Here is a 17,029-nt window from a genome sequence, read left to right on the forward strand (position 1 = left end):
ATAAACTATTTAACTTGAACCGATATAGGTTCCATTTTCAACTTAATCAATATGAAATGGAATTGTTATTTCCCGCTTAGTAAGCGATTATCTATAAAGGGTATATTCGAGTTTAACCCTAGTGACTTTACTCTAGCGAAGTAGGGTTACTTTATATAAGAGTCCAGTACTTTTAATACGACTTCCATATCTTTTTCACGTTGAGTTTTGTCTTCCTCAAGTACGACGTGTTCAAGTAAGTGACCTTTAATTACTTCTCGCATCAAACCATTTACTGCTCCCCGAATAGCGGCAATCTGCTGCAACACATCTTGGCATTCATGCTCTTCTTCCAGCATTTTTTTAAGTCCATTCACCTGACCCTGTATTTTACTGACTCGAGTGTTGAGCTTCTTTTGATCTCTGGTTGTATGCGACATGTCTTATCTTCTTTAAGTTACGGGCCGAGTTATTCTAACTGATAATGTAGCACTCAATTTATACTGGGGGGTAGTATTTAATACTAGGGGGGAGTATAGTTTGCGATAAATTAGAATCAACAACAGAGAACAACAATGGATTTTGTCGCGTTACTACAACAAGGTAATGGGTGGTTCTTTATTCCCAGTGCCATTTTGCTTGGCGCCTTGCACGGTTTAGAACCTGGGCACTCTAAAACGATGATGGCGGCGTTCATTGTCGCGGTGAAAGGAACGGTCAAACAAGCCGTGATGCTGGGTTTAGCTGCCACACTTTCTCACACTGCAATTGTATGGTTAATCGCTGTTGGCGGGATGTATGTTAGCCAGAAATTCACCGCTGAAGCGGCTGAACCATGGATGCAACTTATCTCTGGGGTCATTATCGTGACAACCGGCGTATGGATGTTTTGGCGGACATGGAGCGATGAGCGAGCTTGGAACAAAGCTCAGGATCATGCTCGCGACTGGACGACGCAAGTTGTGGATACAGGACATGGGCATGTTTCGCTTTCGATTACAGAGGAAGGGGAGCATCACCGTTTCCAGTTGCGAACACTCAGCGGTAAACCTTTAACTGCTGAAGGTATCAAGGTTTCGGTATCGAGTGATGGTTATCAACCTGCTGATATCTATAACTTTATAGAGCGTGATGGATACTTGGAATCGGCGTCTTGCATTAAAGTCTCTAATGGACTTTCTGTCACTTTGATCATCGGGCACCATGATCATACCCATGACTTTGATGTACATTTCCGTCCTGGTTCTCATTTAGAAAGCGAAGATAAGGAATATCAAGATGCTCACGAACGCGCTCACGCTTTAGACATTCAAAAACGCTTTGAGAATCGAGACGTGACGAATGGGCAAATTCTGCTGTTTGGATTAACGGGTGGTTTGATTCCATGCCCTGCTGCGGTAACGGTTTTGCTTATCTGTTTGCAGCTTAAGGCAATGACTCTTGGTGCGACTTTAGTTGTGTCATTCAGTATTGGCTTAGCCTTGACTCTGGTTGCAGTTGGCGTTGTGGCAGCAGTGGGCGTGCAAAAAGCGACATCTAAATGGAGCGGTTTGAATGATGTTGCACGTCGAGCTCCTTACTTATCGGGCGTCTTGATCAGTGCAGTTGGTTTATACATGGGTATGCATGGATACATATCGCTGACAAGTTAAACTCTGTGGTAAAGATTCTTTTCCTTTCTTTTTGCATGGGTAATAGCTTCATGCCTTGGTTTGCCTATTTTGCTGCCGATTCTTGATTGAGAATCACTCGATCTGACATCGCTGCCATATCTGCAAACCAAGTCATTCTCGCTTCACCAAGCATCTCGGATTACAACCGCTGCAATTGTGGCTCTAATATCTGAACCTGAGATACTAAATGATAAAACGGGAGCACTGACCACAGTGCTCCCGACGGTCAAAACGCTAATTAGAAGTCTTTTCTTTAATGTTCGATACCAATTTGGTCGCATAGTTAAATTTAACTATGCAAACGTTTCCTTTTGCGTACTCGTCCCTTCGCCAAACCTCGTAGAAATGTGACGTTTTGAAGACTTTTTTTCCTTCTGTCTAAAGTAATCGGGAACCAAGCAGATACATAGTTATAAAGTTATGTCTTGCTCTGCCAAACAGACCCAAAATGCAGTTTGGTTGGTTTTGGAGAAGAAAGGCTTAGCGCTCGATTAATGAGCATCAATTGAATTGTATTGAGACAATTATAATGAAAAGAATCATCTTATTAGCAGTCTGCGCCATGTTTGGTATTGCTGTCGTGGCGAGTATGGCATCAACGTACCTAATTTCGAGTCAGAAAATCGATGACATCATCTTAAACAAATCCCAAGTTCAAGCTGAGTTTCTAGCGGGAAATGCGAGTTATATTTTGGAGAACTCAGCCAATCCAATGCAAGATTTACAATCGCTTGTTGAGGGGCTGAAACAACGTTCAGACGTGAGTTATGCCGTTGTAATTGACCGTAACGTAACGGCAGTAGCCCACAGTGATAAGCACAAGCTGAACAAAACCTATAACGATGAATATACTGTTGAAGGCGCGACGAGAGGTGTTCAACAGTACTCAAAGTGGTATGCCGATGTCCAGAAAGTATGGGTGTTTGACATCATGGCACCAATTTATGTGGATGGTCAGTTATACGGTACTTTTGATATCGGTATTCCTATTACCGAAGTGAGCCAAGCGACGAATGGAATTATTACTTACCAGTTGATCTCTATGGTGGCGATCTTCGTTATGTGTGTTTTGATTCTGTCACTTCTGCTAAATAAACTGATGAGACCGCTTTCTGCGCTTAAAGACGCTCTACAAGACATCTCAAAAGGAGACGGAGACTTAACCGTTCGTTTGCCAGCGAAAGGTAATGACGAAGTCGCGCAAATTTCTTCTGCTTTCAACGTTTTTGTTGGGAAAGTACATGAGATTATTACACAAGTTGTAAATACTGGTGTGGAGCTTAATAGTTCAGCTGTCGCTTTGCGTGGGCAATCTCAACAAGCGCTCACAAGAGGGCAAGAGCAGAACGAGCAAACCATGCTGGTTGTCACATCCATGAACGAAATGATTGCGACGGTCAATGAAATTGCCTCCAATGCTGCTGGAGCGGCAAATGCTGCGAGTGCAGCAAGTAATGAAGCGCAAGATGGCTACACGACGCTAGAAAGAACCAAAACGGCGATGACTAATCTTGAAAACGAGATGAACAGCACTTCCAACATTATCGTGAGTCTTGCTGAAAATACTCAGTCGATTGGTAGTATTCTAGAGGTGATTAGAGGTATTTCGGAGCAAACCAATCTATTGGCTCTCAATGCGGCTATCGAAGCTGCACGCGCTGGTGATGCCGGCCGAGGTTTTGCAGTCGTAGCTGATGAAGTTCGCAACCTAGCGACTAAAACGGCTCATTCTACCGATGAAATTGACAACATGATTCACCAGCTACAAACTGAAGCTCAAAGTGCGGTGAATTCAATGAGCAATAGTAAGACTCTTATTGAAGAAGGAACGGCAGAAACCGAGTTAGCTCGACAGGCTTTAGAAGCAATAGCTGCACAAGTGACGACTATTTCAGATATCAATACTCAAGTAGCAACCGCAACAGAACAGCAATCAACGGTAGCAAACGAAATTAATATGAACATGGATACCGTCAGCCACTCAGTGAAAAGTGCGCTAACGGCGAGTGAGCAACTAGAAGAATCAAGTCAACAACTCGCGGAGCTATCGCGAACACTCGATCGTCACGTAGGAGCGTTTAGAATCTAAACGCCAACTGACCCTCTTTAATAAAAGCCAGTAAATGTTAATTGCTGGCTTTTTTATTTGAAAAAATCGAGTCTCAAATCGCTTAGCGGTGTTTGTCCTTTCTAGACGATAAAACAGAATACGATAAATTAGTTGAGTAAAGCTTAGCTAGGCGTTAAGTTTTGCGTTTTGCTTTAAATGTTCAACAAACATAGATATTTTCTTAGCTACATGTTTTCTAGACGAGTAAAAGGCGTAAAGCACTAAATCCTCAGGTTCGTACTCTAGAGTGACGATTTCTAGCTCACCATTTTTGATCTCATTTTGGCATGACTCAATTGGCAATATTGCGTATCCAAGCCCTGATAACGCGCCATATCTGGCGAGATGACCGCTGTTTACTTTGAATGAAGATTGCACAGTTTGAGTAATATGGCCCCCAACAGGGTTTCTGAATACCCATGGTGCACCATTTACTGCGGTAAGCGTCGTGATGCAGGGAACATGACTTAGATCCGTAATTTTGTAAGGGGTGGCGTATTTCTCAATTAGTTGAGGCGCGGCTAAAATGGTACTGGGCCAGCGTTTTATCTCTCTCGCCACCCAGTTACTGTCTGACAAAGTCCCTCTATGAAAACTCAATATTATATCAAAGCCATCGATAGCATCGCCTTTAGGGGCGAGCGTTGTATCACAATGCAAAGAGATTGCTGGATATTGATTGCAAAAGGAAACAATAGCTTTTGCCAGTACAGGTGTGTCTGGCATAAGAATTCGCAGTTCCCCTGTTACCGTGTGTGAGTGGCGCGTTACCGTTTCTAGTGCGGCGTTGAGTTGCTCCAATAACGGACGAGTGCTGCTATAGAGCTCTTCTCCAGCCTCGGTAGGCGTCATTCGCCTTGTTGTTCTATTGAACAACCTAATGTTTAACTTTTCTTCAAGCAGGGCAATGTGTCGGCTGACATTTGATGTTGGTATATTCAAACACTCAGCGGCTCGCTTAAAGCTGTTGTTCTCATAAACACAGTGAAAACTTTTTAACCAGATTTGGTCAACGTTATCAAACATTTCATTATCCCATTTTATTGGATTATCAAGCCAGCATATCGCACTTTATCCCTGTACTAAGTTACATACAATTTTATTTACAAGTTTAAGCGAACAAACAACGAGATATCGCGCTAGAACGTAATCAATAGTGGTGAATTTATGAGCTGGTTAGAACGGTTATTTGAGAATAAAAATATAATAGGTTCGCGCAAAGCGTCTATCCCTGAGGGCGTTTGGACAAAGTGTCCTGAGTGTGAACAAATACTTTATAGTGCCGCGTTAAAAGAAAATTTGGAAGTATGCCCTAAATGCTCATATCACATGAGAATGGCTGCGCGTCAAAGGTTGATCTCTTTTCTGGACCATGGAACACAACAAGAGTTGGCAAGTGAGTTGGAGCCACAAGATATTTTGGGTTTTAAAGACTTAAAGCGATATAAAGAGCGAATTGCTTTAGCACAGAAAACGACTGGAGAAAAAGATGCGTTGGTGGTGATGGAGGGCAAGTTATTGGGTCTGCCTGTTGTTGCGTGTGCATTCGAATTCTCTTTCATGGCAGGCTCGATGGGCGCAGTGGTTGGCGAGAAGTTTGTCCGAGCAGTTGAAAGCGCAATTAATACAAAATCTGGGTTAGTATGTTTTTCCGCTTGCGGAGGGGCGCGCATGCAAGAGTCTTTGGTGGCACTCATGCAAATGTCAAAAACCAGCGCCGCGTTAAACCACTTATCTGAGCACAGATTACCCTATATCTCAGTATTGACGGACCAAACTTATGGTGGCGTCTCGGCGAGTTTAGCCATGTTAGGAGACATCAATATTGGTGAACCTAAAGCAAGTATTGGCTTTGCGGGAAGACGGGTCATTGAGCAAACGGTACGTGAAAAGCTACCAGACGAGTTTCAGCGAAGTGAATTTTTACTAGCGCATGGTGCGCTAGATATGATTGTCGATAGACGTGAAATGCGCGATCGCGTTGGCCGCTTACTGGCTAAGTTAACCAACGCGAGGGTGGTCTCAGAATAGGTTGTATTAAAGTTAGACTTAGTACTTGCGTTTATTGAGCCGTAATCATTACAAACCGTTCATTTTGCCCCCATCTTGGTTCCGCATTCATTAGGCTGAGATCCAACGCCGTTTGGTATGGGTCAACAGCAAAATGGTCGCTTACTAACCCCCAGAGCATCCAGTTGATTGCGGTTTCATTCTCGGTAAGCTCTTCGAGTGGCGCTTGGAGGAAAAAGTACTCATCTTCGCCATCGTAACCGAGCCGATCATAGATAATGTTGCGTAGCTCTCGATCCAAATCATGTTGGAGGTTGATTGAGTCGTACAGTTGCTCTTCTGTTGGGCCATTCTCATGGTGATAAACATTGCGTTTTGACTCTTTGTGTAAAGTACCTGCGCCAGTTTCAATGCTTACTTTCTTTTGCGAGTGTTGCTCAAGAACTTGAATGATTTCACCCTCTAGTTGATCGAGTTTACTCAGCAAAACTTGATTGTTTATGTCACCAGCGGGGGAGGCCATCGTTTGGAAGGCTTTCACTCTCTCGTAGACTGCTTTCCCGTGAGGAAGGGCTGCAAAACACTGTTCTTGGAGCGCTTCATTGGCTTGCCAAATGCCCGAGTAGAGCTCGTAATCATGTGTATATGGTGGAAGCTCTTCAGTATCTTCCCCTAATAATTCTCGCCAGTGCTTTTGCCACTGTTCTTCTTTTGCGTGTTTTACACGCGCGTATTGCTTAACCCAGCGGTTACGAAGTTTTACCCCAAAAATGGCAAGTCCCCATGGAGCGAGCAAATAAAAATAATAGTGAGAAGAGTTATCCCAAAAGTAACCGTAAACGTAAACACCAAAAGCAAGCACCCAAGTTCCAATAGTACAAGCAATAACCCCGGACATTATTGATGATTGGCGCTTTGTTTCTCTTAATGTATTACCTTCAGCACATAACCAAAAAATGCCGCCAAAAACAAAGGCAAACGTTGTCATGAAGTAGGCAATCCCCGCTCCCAAAAATCCCCAAAGTGACATGTATTATCCCTAGCCAAATATCTGCTTTATTCACTCATCAATGACTGGAGGAGTAAATGTGTTTGATTTGGCGGAGAATTTACCATTAATGCCAACCTTTTGATATGCACTCTATGACTTATTGGGAATGAGTCACAAATAAAAATAGATGGTATCAAGCATCAAAATTTAATTTAGAACCTTTGATTGTCGTGAACTCTATCTGGAAGAGTTAAGGGGGGCGTTTAAGGGCAATTTTCCTCATAAAGTCGTTATTTAGAAAAAGGTAAATTAATGTTTTTATTGATAATTGTGAGTTTTTTGGGAGTGGGATTGCTCCCATTTAATTAGAGTAAAAGACCTATTTTTGGGAGCGGTTTCATAAATTTTATGACACTGATTTCACTGTTTGAGCTGTAAAGAATATAAACCCCCACTCAATGTATGTTAATAATCAATGAGTGTTGTTATGTCTCATATCCGTTTTTTCCCGCGCCATCGTTTGGCGCTTGCTTGTATGCTAGCGAGTGTGTCTGGCTTCTCTTTTGCACAAAATCAGTGTGCTGTTGCTGATTTACAACAATCGCGAGATCTGGCTACTGCCGTTTCTGGTGCTGAGTATGATTGCTACCACGCTTGGTTTTCAGCACCTTCAGAAACGCTGAATGATATCTATAGTGAAGCGAGCCTAAGCCGTATCCAAGTCGCGCTGGATCAAGAAATCGCTCGCTATCGTGGTGAAGCAGATCAAGCTCGTATTCTAGAGAACCTAGGCGAATTTATTCGAGCGGCCTACTACGTTCGCTACAACGCTGGTACTGGTACACCCGAGTTTTCGCAAGCGTTGAGTCAGCGTTTTGCTCAGTCGACGAACCTATTCCTAAACAACCCTCATGCTTTGGATCAAGGTCGTGAACAAGTTGGTGCAATGAAGAGCCTGACTTTGATGGTTGATAACGTTAAGCAGTTGCCGCTGACCATGGATAGCATGATGGCCGCGTTGATGCACTTTAATCGTGAAACCGCGCAGGACACGCAATGGGTCGATGGTTTAAACAACTTGTTCCGCTCTATGGCAGGCCATGCGGCGAACGATGCGTTCTACCGATACATGGCAAACAATACACACCATATTGATACGTTGGTGAAATTCGCATCTGATAATGCTTGGGCATTAGATACGGATGCAAGCTTTATCGTTTTCAATGCATTACGTGAAACTGGTCGTTTGCTCGCGAGCCCAGATCAGGAGACCAAACGCAAAGCATTGGCAGTAATGCAACAGGTGATGCAGCGTTATCCACTGGGTAGTGAGCATGACAAACTATGGCTTGCTGCCGTTGAAATGATGAGCTACTACGCACCAGAAGGCCTAAATGGTCTGAATATTGAGCAAGCCAAGCAAGATTTAGCTGCACGTGTAATGCCAAATCGTTTTGAATGTCAGGGACCTGCCATTATTCGCTCTGAGGATCTGACCGATGCTCAAGCAGCGAAAGCGTGTGAAGTGCTAGCGGCAAAAGAAGCCGACTTCCATCGAGTTGCGAATACGGGTAATCAACCTGTCGCTGATGATTTGAATGATCGTGTTGAAGTGGCGGTATTCGCGAGTAACACTAGTTACGTTGATTACTCTTCATTCCTATTTGGTAATACAACGGACAACGGTGGTCAGTACCTAGAAGGTGACCCTTCAAAAGCGGACAATACTGCGCGTTTCGTCGCTTATCGCTACGCGAATGGTGAAGATCTCTCTATCTTGAACCTAGAACATGAATACACGCACTATTTAGATGCACGATTTAACCAATACGGTTCGTTCAGCGATAACTTGGCTCATGGTCATATTGTTTGGTGGCTAGAAGGTTTTGCTGAATACATGCATTACAAGCAAGGTTACCAAGCTGCGATTGAGCTGATTGCAGATGGTAAACTGAGCCTTTCCACTGTGTTTGATACCACGTACTCTCACGATACCAATCGTATCTATCGTTGGGGTTATCTAGCTGTTCGATTCATGTTAGAAAATCATCCACAAGACGTCGAAAGCTTGTTGGCATTGTCGCGCTCTGGCCAGTTCGAACAATGGGCACAGCAGGTGACGTCTTTAGGTCAACAATACGATGCTGAGTTTGAACGTTGGTTGGACACATTAAAAGTGGAACCTGAGCAACCTGATACAGACCCAGAAGAGCCAACAGAACCAACAAGCCCTGAAGCACAAGTGACTGAATTGACGGCGAACCAAAGCCTTCAGCTCAGTGGCGAAGCATACAGCGAAAAACTGTTCTACGTTGATGTTCCAGCCAACACCGTTAACTTCAATGTATCTATTGAGGGTGCGGGTGATGCGGATCTTTACATGAGCTACAACAAAGTCGCGCATTACTATGATTTCGAAATGAGTCAATATGCTGATGGCAGCAATGAAGAGATTGTGTTTGAACCAGAGCAAGATGGTTACGTTAAAGCGGGTCGTTACTACATCAGCTTAACTGGACGTGATAGCTATGACTCAGTAAATCTTGTGGCTGCGTTAGAAGTGGAAGCGCAAACACCGCCAACCCAAGTGCAAGATGATTTAGCACCTGTGGTACTAGAGTCTGGTGAAGCCAAAATGCTTACCGTTCACAAGCAGCGTTATGCAGCAGTTTATGTGCCTGAAGGTGTAGAAGAGGTTCGTGTATGGCTAACGGCTCACTCTCAAACTGGTAATGTCGATCTATACGCGAGTAGGGAGCATTGGCCTACAGTAGAGCAGCACGAGTATGCGTCCAACTATGCAGGCAGCAATGAATACCTTGCGATTCCTGTTACTGAAGCAGGGTACGTGCACTTCGCTCTTCAGGCTCCAGAGCAAGGCGATGACGTTGAAATGCTAGTGCACTTCAACTAAACAGGTTCGATTAACTAAAGTCGAGATAAAACGTCGCTGATACAGCGACGTTTTTGTTTATATCGGACACGATTATAAACAAACAGCGGCGAATGCTAGTTAATCGGCTGATCTATCGAGTTATCAGTTGCCCTTTTTCTAAACGGCTTTAGGTTTGTATTGCAATTTACCGCGCACATAAACTTTTTTAGCGACGCGTTCTGTGACCTAGCTTCTGATTTGTGTTTCCCAAATGGATACAATATATATGCACCCCGTGCAATAAAGTGAAAAGGGAAAGACATGAAAACGCTTATTTATGAAACGTTGATTAGCCTTGCTAACCAAGAACCAGAACAACATGCAAGAATCCGACAAAATCTCTATGAACAGTTGGATCTGCCGTTCGATAAGCAGCTGGCTTTGTATTCTTGTGCCCTTGGTCCTGCAAGTTCAGGCAAGTTGGAGAGCAGTCAAGGCATTAACAACGCGGTAGATTGCGCGGTTAAACTGCTTGAAACTCCTGAGCGCTAATTCACTCGTTGTTTTAATCACGGCCCGAACCCCAAGGGCCGTTTTTAATTGCGGTTAAATTGATTTCAACGTCGTTATTGCTCTGCTCTTTCCGCTAGCACTTCTTTGAATGCAAACATGCCGTTTAATGCCGCGGGAAACCCTGCGTAGACGGACATCTGCAAAATGATCTCTTTAATCTCATCCTCGCTACAGCCTACATTCAGCGCTGCATTTAAGTGCACTTTTAGTTGCGGCGCGCAATTCCCCATTGCCGTTAGCGCGGCGACGGTTGCGATTTCTCTCGATTTTAGGTCTAAGCCCGGGCGAGCATAAATATCGCCAAACGGATACTCAATGGTGTACTGAGCTAAATCTGGACAAATATCTTGTAAGCTTTCGATGACATTATGACCAGCGTCGCCATCAATTTGAGAGAGTAGTTCTAATCCTTTGTTAAAGCGTGATTGTTCCATCGGTATGTTCCTAGTGAATAAACGTAAACACACCTTAATCGTTAGAGTTAACTCTAAGTCAACGAACTTTTCCGCTTTTATACAAGGCAATTTTTTCTTCTAGAGCCGATAAGTGCTTTTTCTGTTGTTCAATGTGGCGTTTGAGGTTTTCTTGGTGGCGTTCTAACAGGGCTTGACGTTGTGGTACAGATTGAGAGCCGACTTCCCTTAATTTGGCATACTCTAGAATCTCTTCAAGTGGCATTGCAGTTTCTTTTAAACGCTTAACAAAGCTTATCCAGTTTAGATCTTTCGAACTATACATTCGATGTCCACTCGCGTTTCTATGGACATGTTTAAGTAAACCGATTTTTTCATAGTATCGAAGTGTATGAGCAGATAGCCCGACGAGGTCAGAAAATTCTTTGATATTCATTATTATCCTCCAAGGTAGAGCATACCCCATAGAGATAAGCTAAGTTTCGCATTTTGAAGTCATTTCGGGACAGATACAAACAGAAATCTTTAGTCTTTTAACGCTAGGTATGGTGATTTACTGGATTTTTGAAACGCGCCAAACGTGATCCATCTGCCAGTTTCGTTTTATTAACAATTGATTACTCAACGGGTTGGCTTGGCTATTTTTATCCTTTGGGCCTATTTTAGGGCGTACATAGGTCTTATGTTCTATCTTTTTGAATTTAAGTTTTTGTTAATCAAAACAATGCCTTAGTTTTGTGTTGGTCTGTTCGGGTTGTATGTCGTGTGCCCGTTATTCACTCAGAACGATTTATCGCTGTGCAATGGATGAGTCGCTACGCCTTCGATTTCAGCCTTGAGTTAGTGCTAAAAGGGTGAGTGCCTCTGATGAATAGCTTTTATAATTTCGATTATTGAATTCACTCACAAAAAAATGCAAACAAGTAATCGTGAGTGGAAACGAGCAGGAGAACAACATGAGTGGCTCACAGGAAACACAATCATTCGGTGCAAACGTTATCTTACATGCGTTTGATTGGAAGTATGCTGACATTGCCCAACGAGCAAAAGAAATCCGCGAGCTTGGTTATGGCTCTGTGTTGGTTTCGCCACCAATGAAAAGCGCACACGATGAGCGCTGGTGGCAGCGTTATCAACCACAAGATTATCGTGTTATCGATAATGCTTTGGGTGATACCAAAGATTTTATTCATATGGTTCGTGAACTGGAGCAAGTTGGTGTGTGGGTTTATGCCGACGTAGTGTTTAACCATATGGCAAATGAGGCCCACCTTCGCAGAGACCTTCAGTACCCAAGACAAGAGGTCTTGGAGGAATACCAGAACAACAAACAGAAATATCAGTCGCTAGCGTTGTTTGGCGATCTATCTCAACCACTTTTTGATGAAGAGGACTTTGTTGAAGCATTCGGCATCAAAGACTGGAAAGATAAGTGGCAGGTTCAAAACGGACGTATCACAGGTGGACCAACCGATCCTGGCTTGCCAACTCTTCGTGTTTGTGACCATGTCGTTGAGCAGCAGCGAGCGTACCTAAAGGCGCTGAAAGCTATTGGTGTGAAAGGTTTTCGTATTGACGCTGCGAAACACATGACGTTAGAGCATCTTAAGCGTGTTTGGACAGACGACATCACGCGGGATGTGCATATATTTGGTGAAATTATTACCGATGGCGGTGCGACGGAAGAAGAGTATCAGCTGTTTCTTGAGCCGTATCTACAGGAAACTCGCCTAGGTGCGTACGATTTCCCTTTGTTCTCAACCATGTTTAAGGCGTTTGCTACAAAGGGCAGCTTCAAGTCTCTGATTGATCCCTATTGTTTTGGTCAGGCTTTGTCCCCCGGTCGTGCGATTACATTTGCTATCACACATGATATTCCTAACAATGATGTCTTTCTTGATCTCATCATGGACGAGGAAAACGAATGGTTAGCTTATGCCTATATTCTAGGCCGAGATGGCGGTGTGCCGTTGATTTATACCGACTTAAACACCAGCGGTATTAAAGGTAAAAATGGTCAGCCAAGGTGGCAAGGTGCATGGAGCGACCCGAGAATGGCAAAAATGATCCAGTTCCATAATATGACGCATGGCGAGCCGATGAGTGTTCTTGAAGGTAACGATGACATGCTCGTACTTAAGCGAGGTGACAAAGGTATTGTGGTGCTTAATAAATCACAGCGTCAACAGTCTTTGACATTAAAAACGGATGGCAATTGGGTTGATTTGATGACAGAACAAATCATTCCAACTGACGGTAAGTTAATCGTACCATCTAAGTCGTCGATGTTACTTGTCGCGAACTAGAAGATGTACACACCGAGCTTAGCAACTTCGGTGTGTATGTTTTTCATCGTCATTCACGTTCTGCTGAAGTTCAATAGAAACTCAAACTCTCTCGTTTTTGCTAGAAATTTATGAGCACTCGTTAACGCAACATTCTGCTTTTAAAAAAACAATTACGTCATCTAAGCACTGATATTCTGCAACACAAAAAAGGGTTCTACCCTCTCGGCGCTGGGTGAGAAGACCAGCTGAAGCAAGGCTCGAGATATGATGAGAGAGAGTGGATGCTGGAATGCCAAGCTTTTCTTGTACGCCGCCTACCGCGATACCTTTGTATCCCGCTTTGACGACTTCTTTGTAAATACTTAAACGAGTCGGATGCCCTAACTCTTTTAGTGCTTTAGCAACGGCTTCAAGCTCCATACTGACCTCTAAAGAATGACCACAGTAATTTTGTTTCGATAATAGGGAAAGTCTCAGTAAATGCCAACTATTACGATCTCAGAACAATTTAAATCAGATGAGATTCATACTGGCTCATGCCTTCATGACAACAGTTGTCTGTTCTAATGAGACAGATCAATCTTCATTATTATTTCACGCCACGTTCAAAATCCCTCGTCTACACTCAATGTTGAGTTGTCAGTTGGCAGACCAAGGAGGCGGCCATGATTGCGGTTCATAGAGATTATTGTTTGTCTAACAGTTCGGAGTTACATGCCCACGTTAAAGTCAATCCTGTCGGTAAATTAGAAGTTGAGATTGTTGAACTTCAAGAGCGCCACACCACAGAGTTTGATGATTTGTCTTTTGAGAGTCGTGGGTGTGAAACTCGAATCTGTGGTAAAGAAGACACAACTCCGTGGCAGTTCAATCTTGCAGTTACTGATGCGTTAGAGCTTTCTCATTTAGTGGAAGAAGCAAACGAAGAGTATGAGATTTTAATGAATGATCTTATGTAATATCGAGAAGATCATTTTATCCTGCACGGCGTGTGGCTCTGTACTGAAAAAATATAAACCTCCCAAGCGGGAGGTTTTTAATATGGAGTGCGTTATCGTTGGATAGGCTCTTCTCTTGGTGGTGTTAGCTCTTGGACGTTATCTTCATTAAAGTCATCGGCGTAACCTTTAGGTGGCGGTGTCCAACCACGTTCTGACCGCGATAGTTTGTCATGACGATCTTTTTGCATCTCTTCCGCCATTTTCTCCTCTAACTGAATAAACAGTTGTCGGAAATTGTTGTCATAGCGTTCACCTTCAGAATCATCTTCCCAAGCTTTGTAGAGTATTTCTGACTTACGTGCTTCAACACGCTTATATGTCGCCTTCTGCTGTTCAACAAAGAAGGGGTGAATGCCAAGGGCTTTCATTGTGTGACCGCCCATCTCCAATGCAGAATGGTAGGTCTCTGATTCAATAATATCAGCCCCCGCTTGACGCAAAAGATAGCCATGTCCACGGTCAAAGGCACGTGCAATCACTGTTACTTTTGGGTACGTGTGCTTAACGTACTTCACCAGTTCTACACTCGATTCTTGGTTATCAATCGCCACAACCAACGCAGCGGCGTGCTCAATGCCGGCTGTATGTAGCATATCTGGTCGAGTCGCGTCGCCAAAATAGGCGCGAGTGCCAATCTGGCGCATGTTATCGACTTGGTCAGATTGATGGTCAAGTACCACGGTAGTCACGCCGTTTGATACCAATAGGCGATTCACTATTTGTCCAAAGCGGCCGATGCCGGCGATGATCACCGTGCCTGTTTCCTCAATCGTATCGCTTTCGCGTTCATTTGACTGGCTTTCAAAGCGCGGCAGAATCACTCTATCAAACAGAATAAACAAACCTGGTGTCAGGAACATCGAAATCGCAACCACTAACGCAAGAGTTTGTGAAAGTTCAAATGGGATGACGTGGTTTTGCACTGAAAAGCTTAGAAGCACAAAGCCGAATTCACCTGCTTGAGCCAAGCTTAGGGTAAACAGCCAGCGGTTGCTGCCTTTCACCCTAAATATCAGTGCAAGAATAAACAGCACCAAGGCTTTCAAAACCATCACGCCAATGGTCAATGCCATGACCAACCAGAAATCACCAAAAAGGACCGAGAAGTTGATCCCTGCGCCAACGGTAATAAAGAACAGACCTAACAATAGGCCTTTAAATGGTTCGATATTGGATTCTAACTCGTGGCGGAATTCACTGTTCGCCAATACAACGCCAGCCAAGAAGGTTCCTAAGGCAGGAGATAAGCCCACTAAACTCATCAGTGCAGCGATACCAATGACCAGCATGAGTGCAGTTGCGGTAAAGATTTCTCGCAAACCAGAGCTAGCCACATAATTGAGCAGAGGTCGACTTAAAAAGTGTCCACCAACGACGACGATTGCAATCGATGCTGTGATTACGATGCCGTATGCCCAGCCGGGCAACCCCGCAACGAGGCTTAATTCTTCATGGTGCGCTGCGGCTGTTTGAGCCGCGGACTGTGCCTGTTCAATTAATTCAGGTAAGGCCAATAGAGGAATGAACGCCAACATTGGTATCACTGCAATATCTTGAAAAAGCAACACGGAGAAAGCGTTTTGTCCACCTTCCGTCTTCGTTAATCCTTTTTCGCTAAAAGTTTGCAAAACAATCGCAGTAGAAGAGAGGGCGAAGATCAAACCTATGGCTAAGGCTATGGTCCAAGGCTGGTCAAAATACAAGGCAATACCCATAATCGCCGCGACGGTACCGCCGACTTGCAGACCTCCTAAGCCCATTAAGCGATTGCGCATCGCCCACAACATTTTGGGTTCGAGCTCTAAGCCAACGAGAAACAGCATCATCACCACGCCAAACTCGGCAAAGTGCTGGATTGTTGTTGTTTCTTCACCGACTAAACCGATAATTGGGCCAATGACCACACCTGCGATGAGATAGCCTAAAACGGACCCAAGTCCCAAACGCTTAGCAAGTGGGACTGCAATTACAGCAGCAATCAAATATACGAAGGCTTGTAAGAATATCCCTGTCATGAAGCCTCCTTAATGAGCTCTGGCAATGCGCTGTTAAGCTTGATTAATGACGCCGCAGCTTCAACATCCAACCTATCTTCGACTAAAGCTGTTAGCAGGCTCTTGTACCGCTCGACATGACGAGGGATTCGCCCTTCTTCATCTGCTGTACGTGCGCCAAACATCGCGAGAGGGGCAATGTAGTTCATGCCGGTCAGTGCGGACATTTGTTCAATAGGCGCAAGCAGTTGACGAATCGTAAAGTGGTTGTAGCCCTCTGCCTTATAAGCTTCTTCTTTACCCCCTGCAGACAGCACACAAAGCATGGTCTTACCTTGCAGTGCTGTGCCATCTGTACCGTAAGCAAAGCCATATTCCAAAACCAGATCTTGCCACTCTTTTAAAATCGCAGGCGTTGAATACCAATATAGTGGAAATTGGAAAATCACCACGTCATGCTCACGTAAGCGTTGCTGCTCACGGTCGATATTAATATCGAAACGAGGGTATTCGCCATAGAGATCAACACATGTCACGCCTTCAATTTTTTGAGCTTCTTTGAAAAGTGGAGTATTCACTTCTGAACGATGCTGGGAAGGATGAGCAAAGAGAATGAGTACTTTTTTATTTGCCATAGGGATCCTTGCTATCTAAATAACCATGCCCAGTAGGAGCGCGGGTTGGTTAGAAAATGTAACTCATAAATGATCGCCAAGCTAGTTTGGAAAACTGTTTAAGCTGTTTCAATATCAATAAAAAACCACCAAATAAATTGGTGGTTTTGGGAAGCGTTACGTTTTACTAATCATGAATAGGGACGACTAGAATATCCACCGGTGACTTGTTAATTAAGTGTCTCGAGTAAGAAATAATCTTGCTCCAGAAATCTTGGTGGTGGCCACAAATCAGAAGATCCACTTCTTGCTCTTTAATGGTGACCTCTAATTTATCAGCCAAGTCGCCAGTACCTACGAAGAAATGTTTAAGTGGGTAATCCATGTAATCACTAAATGTTGTTAAACATTCCATTGAATGCTCATTCAATGGCCTTTGATCCGGGTTTTCTTTAATGTCTACAAGCTCACGATAGATTTCTCCGTGCGTACCATCAATATGAATAAA

Annotated in this window: 16 protein-coding genes; 7 read left to right on the top strand and 9 right to left on the bottom strand. The window is 43.8% G+C overall.

All coding sequences use genetic code 11. The annotated features are described in order from the left end of the window. Window positions 1–146: 146 nt before the first annotated feature. Window positions 147–419 carry a Ni(II)/Co(II)-binding transcriptional repressor RcnR gene (rcnR, locus tag R7041_RS03735; RefSeq protein ID WP_005375370.1) on the bottom strand — a complete coding sequence of 91 codons (273 nt, stop codon included), beginning with the start codon at window positions 417–419 and terminating at the stop codon, window positions 147–149. 135 nt (window positions 420–554) lie between these two features. Here rcnR and R7041_RS03740 point away from each other — a divergent pair, with 135 nt between their 5' ends. Together R7041_RS03740 and R7041_RS03745 are read left to right on the top strand one after the other, a co-directional pair. Continuing rightward, window positions 555–1,631: a nickel/cobalt efflux protein RcnA gene (locus R7041_RS03740; RefSeq protein ID WP_206949069.1), complete on the top strand. Its 1,077-nt coding sequence runs from the start codon at window positions 555–557 to the stop codon at window positions 1,629–1,631. Between the two features lie 550 nt (window positions 1,632–2,181). Continuing rightward, on the top strand, window positions 2,182–3,741 hold the full coding sequence (locus R7041_RS03745; RefSeq protein WP_017635256.1) for a methyl-accepting chemotaxis protein: 1,560 nt from the start codon (window positions 2,182–2,184) through the stop codon (window positions 3,739–3,741). 147 nt (window positions 3,742–3,888) lie between these two features. Here the strand turns inward: R7041_RS03745 and R7041_RS03750 are convergent, their stop codons facing one another. Then, window positions 3,889–4,788 carry a LysR family transcriptional regulator gene (locus tag R7041_RS03750; protein WP_171342504.1) on the bottom strand — a complete coding sequence of 300 codons (900 nt, stop codon included), beginning with the start codon at window positions 4,786–4,788 and terminating at the stop codon, window positions 3,889–3,891. Window positions 4,789–4,929: 141 nt separating this feature from the next. Here R7041_RS03750 and accD point away from each other — a divergent pair, with 141 nt between their 5' ends. Further along, window positions 4,930–5,793: an acetyl-CoA carboxylase, carboxyltransferase subunit beta gene (gene accD, locus R7041_RS03755; RefSeq protein ID WP_064354563.1), complete on the top strand. Its 864-nt coding sequence runs from the start codon at window positions 4,930–4,932 to the stop codon at window positions 5,791–5,793. A gap of 31 nt (window positions 5,794–5,824) precedes the next feature. Here the strand turns inward: accD and R7041_RS03760 are convergent, their stop codons facing one another. Continuing rightward, complete coding sequence (locus R7041_RS03760) at window positions 5,825–6,802, bottom strand: hypothetical protein (RefSeq protein ID WP_171342505.1); 978 nt, start codon at window positions 6,800–6,802, stop codon at window positions 5,825–5,827. A gap of 448 nt (window positions 6,803–7,250) precedes the next feature. Here R7041_RS03760 and R7041_RS03765 point away from each other — a divergent pair, with 448 nt between their 5' ends. Both R7041_RS03765 and R7041_RS03770 read left to right on the top strand, forming a co-directional pair. Next, complete coding sequence (locus R7041_RS03765; protein ID WP_005375382.1) at window positions 7,251–9,677, top strand: M9 family metallopeptidase; 2,427 nt, start codon at window positions 7,251–7,253, stop codon at window positions 9,675–9,677. Between the two features lie 282 nt (window positions 9,678–9,959). Then, window positions 9,960–10,190, top strand: coding sequence for a PAS factor family protein (locus R7041_RS03770; protein ID WP_005375384.1), 231 nt, complete (start codon window positions 9,960–9,962; stop codon window positions 10,188–10,190). Window positions 10,191–10,264: 74 nt separating this feature from the next. On the opposite strand, the gene R7041_RS03775 is transcribed toward R7041_RS03770, so the two are convergent. Continuing rightward, window positions 10,265–10,645 carry a carboxymuconolactone decarboxylase family protein gene (locus R7041_RS03775; RefSeq protein ID WP_054728771.1) on the bottom strand — a complete coding sequence of 127 codons (381 nt, stop codon included), beginning with the start codon at window positions 10,643–10,645 and terminating at the stop codon, window positions 10,265–10,267. Window positions 10,646–10,703: 58 nt separating this feature from the next. Beyond that, on the bottom strand, window positions 10,704–11,060 hold the full coding sequence (locus tag R7041_RS03780) for a MerR family transcriptional regulator (RefSeq protein ID WP_047101703.1): 357 nt from the start codon (window positions 11,058–11,060) through the stop codon (window positions 10,704–10,706). 520 nt (window positions 11,061–11,580) lie between these two features. On the opposite strand from R7041_RS03780, the gene R7041_RS03785 reads away from it, so the two are divergent. After that, the gene (locus tag R7041_RS03785) at window positions 11,581–12,930 is read left to right on the top strand and encodes an alpha-amylase family protein (RefSeq protein WP_258512580.1); all 1,350 of its coding nucleotides are present in this window, start codon (window positions 11,581–11,583) and stop codon (window positions 12,928–12,930) included. Between the two features lie 108 nt (window positions 12,931–13,038). Here the strand turns inward: R7041_RS03785 and R7041_RS03790 are convergent, their stop codons facing one another. Beyond that, window positions 13,039–13,332, bottom strand: a complete 294-nt coding sequence (locus tag R7041_RS03790; RefSeq protein WP_047101698.1) for an ArsR/SmtB family transcription factor — start codon at window positions 13,330–13,332, stop codon at window positions 13,039–13,041. A gap of 245 nt (window positions 13,333–13,577) precedes the next feature. Between R7041_RS03790 and R7041_RS03795 the strand changes: the two genes are divergently transcribed. Further along, window positions 13,578–13,871, top strand: coding sequence for a hypothetical protein (locus R7041_RS03795; protein ID WP_005375389.1), 294 nt, complete (start codon window positions 13,578–13,580; stop codon window positions 13,869–13,871). A gap of 92 nt (window positions 13,872–13,963) precedes the next feature. Here R7041_RS03795 and R7041_RS03800 read toward each other — a convergent pair whose 3' ends face one another. The 3 genes from R7041_RS03800 to R7041_RS03810 form a co-directional block, all read right to left on the bottom strand. Then, window positions 13,964–15,928 (bottom strand): monovalent cation:proton antiporter-2 (CPA2) family protein, encoded by a 1,965-nt coding sequence (locus R7041_RS03800; RefSeq protein ID WP_005375390.1) that lies wholly within the window; start codon window positions 15,926–15,928, stop codon window positions 13,964–13,966. Further along, on the bottom strand, window positions 15,925–16,542 hold the full coding sequence (locus R7041_RS03805; protein ID WP_005375391.1) for an NAD(P)H-dependent oxidoreductase: 618 nt from the start codon (window positions 16,540–16,542) through the stop codon (window positions 15,925–15,927). Before R7041_RS03805 ends, R7041_RS03800 begins: the two co-directional genes overlap by 4 nt. 166 nt (window positions 16,543–16,708) lie before the next feature. Beyond that, on the bottom strand, window positions 16,709–17,029 hold a 321-nt coding region (locus tag R7041_RS03810), incomplete at its 5' end, for a universal stress protein (RefSeq protein WP_318128594.1).

Source organism: Vibrio sp. 1751 (assembly GCF_033339895.1).
GTDB lineage: Bacteria > Pseudomonadota > Gammaproteobacteria > Enterobacterales > Vibrionaceae > Vibrio > Vibrio alginolyticus.